Here is a 6,533-nt window from a genome sequence, read left to right on the forward strand (position 1 = left end):
CGACGGTCCGGGATGCGGCCGCAGTACTGAGACGTTGACGGTTCCGGTTCACGATCCCCGACGATCGCGAACCAGAACCGTCACCGGCCGAAAACCGAACCACCTCCCCCGCCAGCACCATCCCCCGATCGGACGATGCAGAGACCACCGCCCCGGTCGATCCCCCACGGCCGCCCCGCCGCGAAGCTTGACCCATGCCCGACTCCCCCGCCATCGAGGTCCACCACCTCGGCAAGCAGTACCCCACCGGCAAGCAGGCCGTGGACGACGTCTCCTTCACGGTCCAGCCCGGTGAGACCTTCGCGCTCCTCGGCCCGAACGGCGCCGGCAAGTCCACGACGGTCGAGATCCTCGAAGGCCACCGTTCCCGCACCGCCGGCGAGGTCCGCGTCCTCGGCCACGACCCCGCTCGGACCAGCCGCAGCCACAACGCACGCATCGGCATCGTCCTGCAGACCAGCGCCGAGTCCCCGAACGTCACCGTCGCCGAGCAGCTGCACCACTTCGCGGGGCTGTACCCGGAGCACCGCGACGTGGACGACCTCATCGCAGCGGTCGGGCTCACGGAGCAGCGCACCACCCGCATCAGCCGGCTGTCCGGCGGCCAGCGGCGCCGCGTCGACGTCGCCCTCGGGATCGTCGGCCGCCCCGAGGTCCTGTTCCTCGACGAACCGACCACGGGCTTCGACCCGGAGTCCCGCCGCCGGTTCTGGGACCTACTGCGTCAGGTGCAGGCCGAGGGCACGACGATCCTGCTCACCACGCACTACCTCGACGAAGCCGCACACCTCGCCGACCGCGCCGCGGTGATCGCCGACGGCACGCTGCTCGACGTCGCTCCGATCGACGACATCGGAGGCACCGCGGCCCGCACGCCCCGGGTGCGCTGGCGCGACGACGCCGGCGCGCACCACGACGAGCGCACGACGGATCCGACGGCCTTCATCCGCAGCAGTACCGCGGTCATGCACGACCTCGAGGTCGTCCGCCCGTCCCTCGAGGACGTCTACCTCGACATGGTGGGCACGAAGTGAGGACAGCGACCAGCCGCATCGCGTACGAGCTCCGTTCCTCGTTCCGCTCCCCCGACGCGGTCTTCTTCACGTTCCTGTTCCCGGTCGTCATGCTGGCGCTGTTCTCGGTGGCCTTCGCCGACGCCGACCCGATCCGCGCCGTCGCGACGGACGGCCGCCCGGTCGACGTCGACTACGCCACCTACTACCTGCCCGGACTCGTCGCGACGGCGATCCTGCTCTCGGGCACGCAGGCCCTGGGCGTCGACATCGCGACGGAGCGCAGCGACGGCACGCTCAAGCGTCTCGGCGGCACTCCCCTGCCAGTCCTCAGCTACTTCGTCGGCAAGGTCGGCATGGTCGTCGTCTCGACGGTCGCGCAGATCGTCCTGCTGCTCGGCGTCGCGAGCCTGGTGTTCGGCGTCGCGCTGCCGACCGACGCGGGCGACTGGGGCGTCTTCGCCGGCGTGGTGCTCCTCGGCATCGCCACGAGCTGTGTCCTCGGCGTCGCGATCTCGGCGCTCCCCCGCGAGGGTCGCCGCGCCACCGCCACGATCGTCCCCGTCGTCCTCGTGCTCCAGTTCATCTCCGGTGTCTACCTCCCCTTCCAACAACTGCCCGCCTGGCTGCAGGACGTCGCGTCCGTCTTCCCCCTGCGGTGGATGGCATCCGGCATGCGGTCCGTCTTCCTGCCGTCGGGGTTCGCGTCGGCCGAGCCGGGAGGCGCGTGGCACCTCGGCACGGGAACGCTCGTCCTGGCAGTGTGGCTGGTCCTGGGCACGGTGGCCTGCCTGCTCACGTTCCGGTGGAATCGCAGGGACGCGTGACGGCCCCTGTGGAGAACCCGCTGCGCGGCTCCGGAGGATGGGATGCTGGGGTCATGGACCCGATCACCGCGCACCGGAACCGGGGTCTGCACGTCGCCGTCGGTGTCACGATCGGGGTCGTCGCGGCGATCGCGGCCTTCGCCTGGTCCCCGTGGCCGACGCGGTTGCCCGCGTTCGCGATGCTCGCCGTCCTCGTCCTCGCGTACGGTGCGTTCGGCTGGCGTGGCTACGACGTCCGCCGTGCCGCGGCCGGGTTCCTCCCGCTGCTGGTCCTGTCGGCGCTCGTGCTGCCCGCGGTGGTGCCGAGCGCGGCGTTCGTCCAGTGCGTCCTCTTCCCCGTCGCGTGGAGCCAGGTCGAGCGGGTGCGGACCGCGGTCGCCCTCTCCCTCGCGATCGGCGTCGCGGCTGCGGTCGGCCTGCAGATCGCGTCGGGGCCCAGTGCCCTCGGCAGCACCCTGCTCATCGAGGGCATCAGCGTCGCCGGTGCGTGCGCCCTCGGCCTCTGGATCACGCGCATCGCACGGCTCTCCGACGACCGACGCCGACTCATCGAGGAACTCCGGACGGCGCAGGACTCCCTCGCCGAGGCCCACCGCGCCGCCGGTGTCACGAGCGAGCGGGAGCGCCTCGCCCGCGAGCTCCACGACACGGTCGCGCAGGACCTCGCCGGGATCGTCATGCTCACCGAACGGGCCCGTGGCGACCTCGCCGCCGGGCACCTCGACCGGCTCGGCGAACGGCTCACGGTCCTCGAGGAGTCCGCCCGCCTCGCGCTCGAGGGATCGCGGACCCTGGTCGCGGCCGGAGCGGCCGGCATCGTGAGCGACGGACTGGCTGCCGCCCTCCACCGGCTCGGCGAGCGGTTCACCCGTGAGACCAACGTCTCGGTCGTCGTGGACGCCGTCGACGATCCGCTCGGTCGCGACGCGCAGGTGGTGCTGCTCCGTACCGCGCAAGAGGCACTCGCCAACGTCCGGTCGCACGCCCGCGCGACGTCGGCGCGGGTGACCCTGCGCGTCACCGCGGACGACGCTCGACTGACGGTCGCCGATGACGGCGTCGGCTTCGATCCCTCGGTGCCGAGCGCTGGTCACGGTCTCCGCGGTCTGCGCGAGCGGCTCGCCCTCGCCGACGGCACCTGCACGGTCACGAGCGAGCCCGGGCGGGGCACGGTCCTCGAGGTCACACTGCCCGTCGCTCGGACCGGCACGGACTCTGCGCACCCGGTGGCGCTCGCCTTGGCAGGGGTGCTGCGGTGATCCGCGTCGTCGTCGCGGACGACCACCCGATCGTCCGTGCCGGCATCGTCGCGCTGCTGCAGACCGCCGCCGACGTCGAGGTCGTCGGCCAGGCGTCGGACGGGCACGCCGCCGTGTCGCTCAGTCTCGCGAAACGGCCCGACGTCGTCCTCATGGACCTCCGCATGCCTGGCCTGAACGGCGACCAGGCCACGGCGCAGATCCTCGCCCGCGAGCCGCAGGTGCGGGTCCTCATCCTCACCACCTACGAGACCGACGACCAGATCCTCGCGGCAATCGAGGCCGGTGCTGCCGGGTACCTGCTCAAGGCCGCCCCCGAATCGGAGATCCTGGCGGGCCTCCGCGCCACCGCGCAGGGCGGCACGGCGCTGGCCCCCGCGGCGGCCGCGGCCCTCGTCCGTCGGACCGCCGGCAAGCCCGCTCCCGGCCCGTCGCTGTCTCCCCGCGAGCTCGACGTCCTGCAACTCGTCGCGCAGGGCAACTCGAACCCGCAGATCGGTCGCACGCTGTTCCTCAGCGAGACCACGGTGAAGACGCACCTGGGACACGTGTTCGAGAAGCTCGGGGTGAACGACCGGACCCGCGCGGTGACCCGCGCGATGGAACTCGGCCTCCTCCGCTGATCCGTCGCGCGGCGTCGCCCGACTACACCGCGGGCGCGAGCGCGAGCTGTTCCCGAGCCACCAGGGCGTCGGCGGCGGGAGGCCGTCCGTACGCCTCCCGGTAGTCGCGCGAGAAGTGCGAGGCACTGCGGTACCCGACGGCGGCCGCGGCACGCGCAGCGGTTTCGGCGTGCAGGACCATGCGGCGCCGCGCTTCCCCGAGCCGCGTGCGCTTGAGGTACTGCGCGGGCGACATCCCGGTGGCCTGCTTGAAGCGGGCGAACAGGGTGCTCTCGCTGACCCGGAGTTCCCGGGCCAGACGCTCCATCGACCACGGCTCGGCCATCCGGTCGGTGAGCAGTGCCGTCGCGCCGGCGACGACCGAGGTGCCGATGCCGTCGAGTGCTGCCGTGATCCGCGGCGCCTGCGCGGTCTGCAGCAGGCGGAGGACGACCTCGCGCGACACGAGGGGGAACAGCACGGGGATGTCCTCGGGCGCGTCGAGCAGGGCGAGGAGCCGGGCGACGGCATCGGCGAGGGGCGCCGTCCACGTGGCGAGCCGCGGCAACTCCTCGGTGGTGCGGACCGCCGACGAGGACATGGACGCGACGACCTCGCTCACGACCAGTGGGTCGAGCCGCCAGATCGCGGAGACGAAGCCCTCGTCCCCGGCGGTGTCGACGACCCCGGCGACGACCGGCAGGTCCACCGGCGTGATGATGAACCGCTCGCGTCCCCACACCTGGTCGTCGTCCCCGACGATCGAGCGCTTCCGCCCACGCAGGACCATCGACAGTGACGGCACGTACCGGCGGTCGAACAGCCCGGTGGACTCGTGGACGCGCGACATCGTCAGCCCGAGCGCCGCAGCCCGGTGCACCGACGCCGGTCGGGCGACGACCTCGACCGTCGACGCACGCTCGAGGACCGCTGCGTGCCGCGAGGCGATCGCAGCAGCCCGGTCGAGGTGTTGCGCCGTCACGTCGTCCACGAGCCCACGCTACGCGCCCGCGCGGTGCGCCAGCGGCCCGCACGCGATCCGGCAACCTTCTCGCCGGATCCGGCAAGGCCGCCGACGGTATGCGGACCGAGCATCGAAGCATGACCACTGCACCGAACGAACCCACCACTCCCCGTACCGCCCTCGTCACCGGCGCCTCGAGCGGCATCGGCGAGGCCGTCGCCCACGAGCTCGCCGCCGCCGGTCTGTCCGTCGTCGTGCACGGACGCGACGCGTCCCGTACCCGCGCCGTCGCGGAGGCCATCGAGCACCGCGGTGGAAGAGCCGTCCCCGTCGTCGCGGACCTCGCCGCGTCCGCCGCTGATGTCCGAGCCTTCGCCGCGCACGCAAGCGATCTGGCCGGCGGCCGCATCGACGTCCTCGTCAACAACGCCGGCGTGTACCCGGGCGGCCCGACCGAGTCGCTGTCCGACGACACCGTCGACGCGCTCCTGGCGACGAACATCCGTGCACCGCACGCCCTCGTCGCAGCACTTGCACCTGCGATGGCCGAGCGCGGCACGGGCGCCGTGGTCAACATCGGCTCATGGATGGCCCGGGTCGGCGTCCCGTTCATGGGGCTCTACCCCGCGACGAAGGCCGCGCTCGAGCAGCTCACCCGAGCCTGGTCGGCGGAGTACGGCCCCCGCGGCGTCCGCGTCGTCACGGTCGCTCCCGGAGCGACAGCGACGCCCGGCAACGCCGATGCCGCCGACGCCCTGGCGGCGATGACCCAGGGCACGCCGGCGGGCGTGCCGGTACGACCCGTCGAGATCGCCCGCGCGGTGCGGTGGGTCGTCTCCGACGAAGCTGCCTTCGTGCACGGTGGCACCATCGACGTCGACGGTGGGATCGCCTCGACGCGTCTGCGCTGACGCGGCTCGTATCAGGACGGCCCGGACGGGTCGAACGGGATGCAGTCGCTCTGGACCAACAGCACGCCGTCGGCGCTCCCACGTGATCGACGCATCGGCCGAGTACACGGCCAGCTCGAGGTACTGCGGACGCTCGGTGAAGCTCGTACCCGACCCCTCGCTGCTCCAGGCGGACCGCAGCGCCGACACCGCCTGCTCCCGCTCGACCCGTCCGCCGAGTGTGAAGCGCTCGTGGAACACCCGACAGGGGTTGCCGGCCGCACTCGTGCTCTCGGTGAACCACCGCCGGCCCCGAACGTCGCTCGGACCGACGTGCAGCTGTGCGAGCGCGTCGTCGACCCGCGGTCCGATCGCTTCCCGCGCCTCAGCCGCCGACGCGGGGCCGTCGCCGTACTCGATGCCGTCCAGCTCGTCGAGCCGTTGCTGCTCCCGGTACGCGCGTTCATCGCCGGCGGCACGGGGCAGCACGTCGATCGCCGGCACGACGACGAGCAGCACCACCGCCAGCAGTCCGAGCCCCGACACGACGGTGGTTCCCCACGCCACCTCGACGGACCGACGAGCACGGAGCGCGCGGATCCCCGCCACGAAGGCCGGCACCGTCGCAGCGAGCCCGAGTACCAGCGCCATGACCTGCGGTACCGCCGCTCCTCCACCGTCGTTCGTGCTCCGCCATGCGGTACCGATCTGCGCCACGAACTCGAGCACGAGCGCCACCAGCACCCCGACCGGCGCCACCACGATGCCGAAGACCAGACGGTTCCGCCGGAGCCGCGCGCCGTCGTCGTTGTCCGAGCTGACGGTCCCGGCCGACTCCCTCGTCCTTGTTCGATCGTTCATGCGTTCCTCCCCCGGCGCAGACGCTAGCAGTGTGATGCACGAACGCCCCGGGAACGCAGAAAACCCCTGACCATGAATGGTCAGGGGTTCCCTGGTGTTACTGAGTTAAGTCCGGCG

At 72.4% G+C, this 6,533-nt stretch carries 6 protein-coding genes; 5 read left to right on the plus strand and 1 reads right to left on the minus strand.

The features are described from left to right. The first annotated feature begins 194 nt into the window (after positions 1-194). Genes BIU97_RS07865 through BIU97_RS07880 form a run of 4 tightly spaced genes read left to right on the plus strand, consistent with a single transcriptional unit; the run spans position 195 to position 3,722 of the window. The gene (locus BIU97_RS07865) at positions 195-1,034 is read left to right on the plus strand and encodes an ABC transporter ATP-binding protein (RefSeq protein WP_071297376.1); all 840 of its coding nucleotides are present in this window, start codon (positions 195-197) and stop codon (positions 1,032-1,034) included. Continuing rightward, a complete protein-coding gene (locus tag BIU97_RS07870) occupies positions 1,031-1,840 on the plus strand; it encodes an ABC transporter permease (RefSeq protein ID WP_071297377.1) in 810 nt (269 codons plus the stop codon). The genes BIU97_RS07865 and BIU97_RS07870 overlap by 4 nt, the downstream gene beginning before the upstream one ends. 53 nt (positions 1,841-1,893) lie before the next feature. Continuing rightward, the gene (locus BIU97_RS07875; protein WP_071297378.1) at positions 1,894-3,099 is read left to right on the plus strand and encodes a sensor histidine kinase; all 1,206 of its coding nucleotides are present in this window, start codon (positions 1,894-1,896) and stop codon (positions 3,097-3,099) included. After that, positions 3,096-3,722 carry a response regulator transcription factor gene (locus BIU97_RS07880; RefSeq protein ID WP_071297379.1) on the plus strand — a complete coding sequence of 209 codons (627 nt, stop codon included), beginning with the start codon at positions 3,096-3,098 and terminating at the stop codon, positions 3,720-3,722. Before BIU97_RS07875 ends, BIU97_RS07880 begins: the two co-directional genes overlap by 4 nt. Before the next feature lie 22 nt (positions 3,723-3,744). Here the strand turns inward: BIU97_RS07880 and BIU97_RS07885 are convergent, their stop codons facing one another. After that, the gene (locus BIU97_RS07885; protein ID WP_071297380.1) at positions 3,745-4,692 is read right to left on the minus strand and encodes an AraC family transcriptional regulator; all 948 of its coding nucleotides are present in this window, start codon (positions 4,690-4,692) and stop codon (positions 3,745-3,747) included. Between the two features lie 110 nt (positions 4,693-4,802). Between BIU97_RS07885 and BIU97_RS07890 the strand changes: the two genes are divergently transcribed. Further along, a complete protein-coding gene (locus BIU97_RS07890; protein ID WP_071297381.1) occupies positions 4,803-5,576 on the plus strand; it encodes an SDR family NAD(P)-dependent oxidoreductase in 774 nt (257 codons plus the stop codon). Positions 5,577-6,533: the final 957 nt, after the last annotated feature.

Origin of the sequence: Curtobacterium sp. MCBA15_009, from assembly GCF_001864895.1 — a bacterium.
GTDB lineage: Bacteria > Actinomycetota > Actinomycetes > Actinomycetales > Microbacteriaceae > Curtobacterium.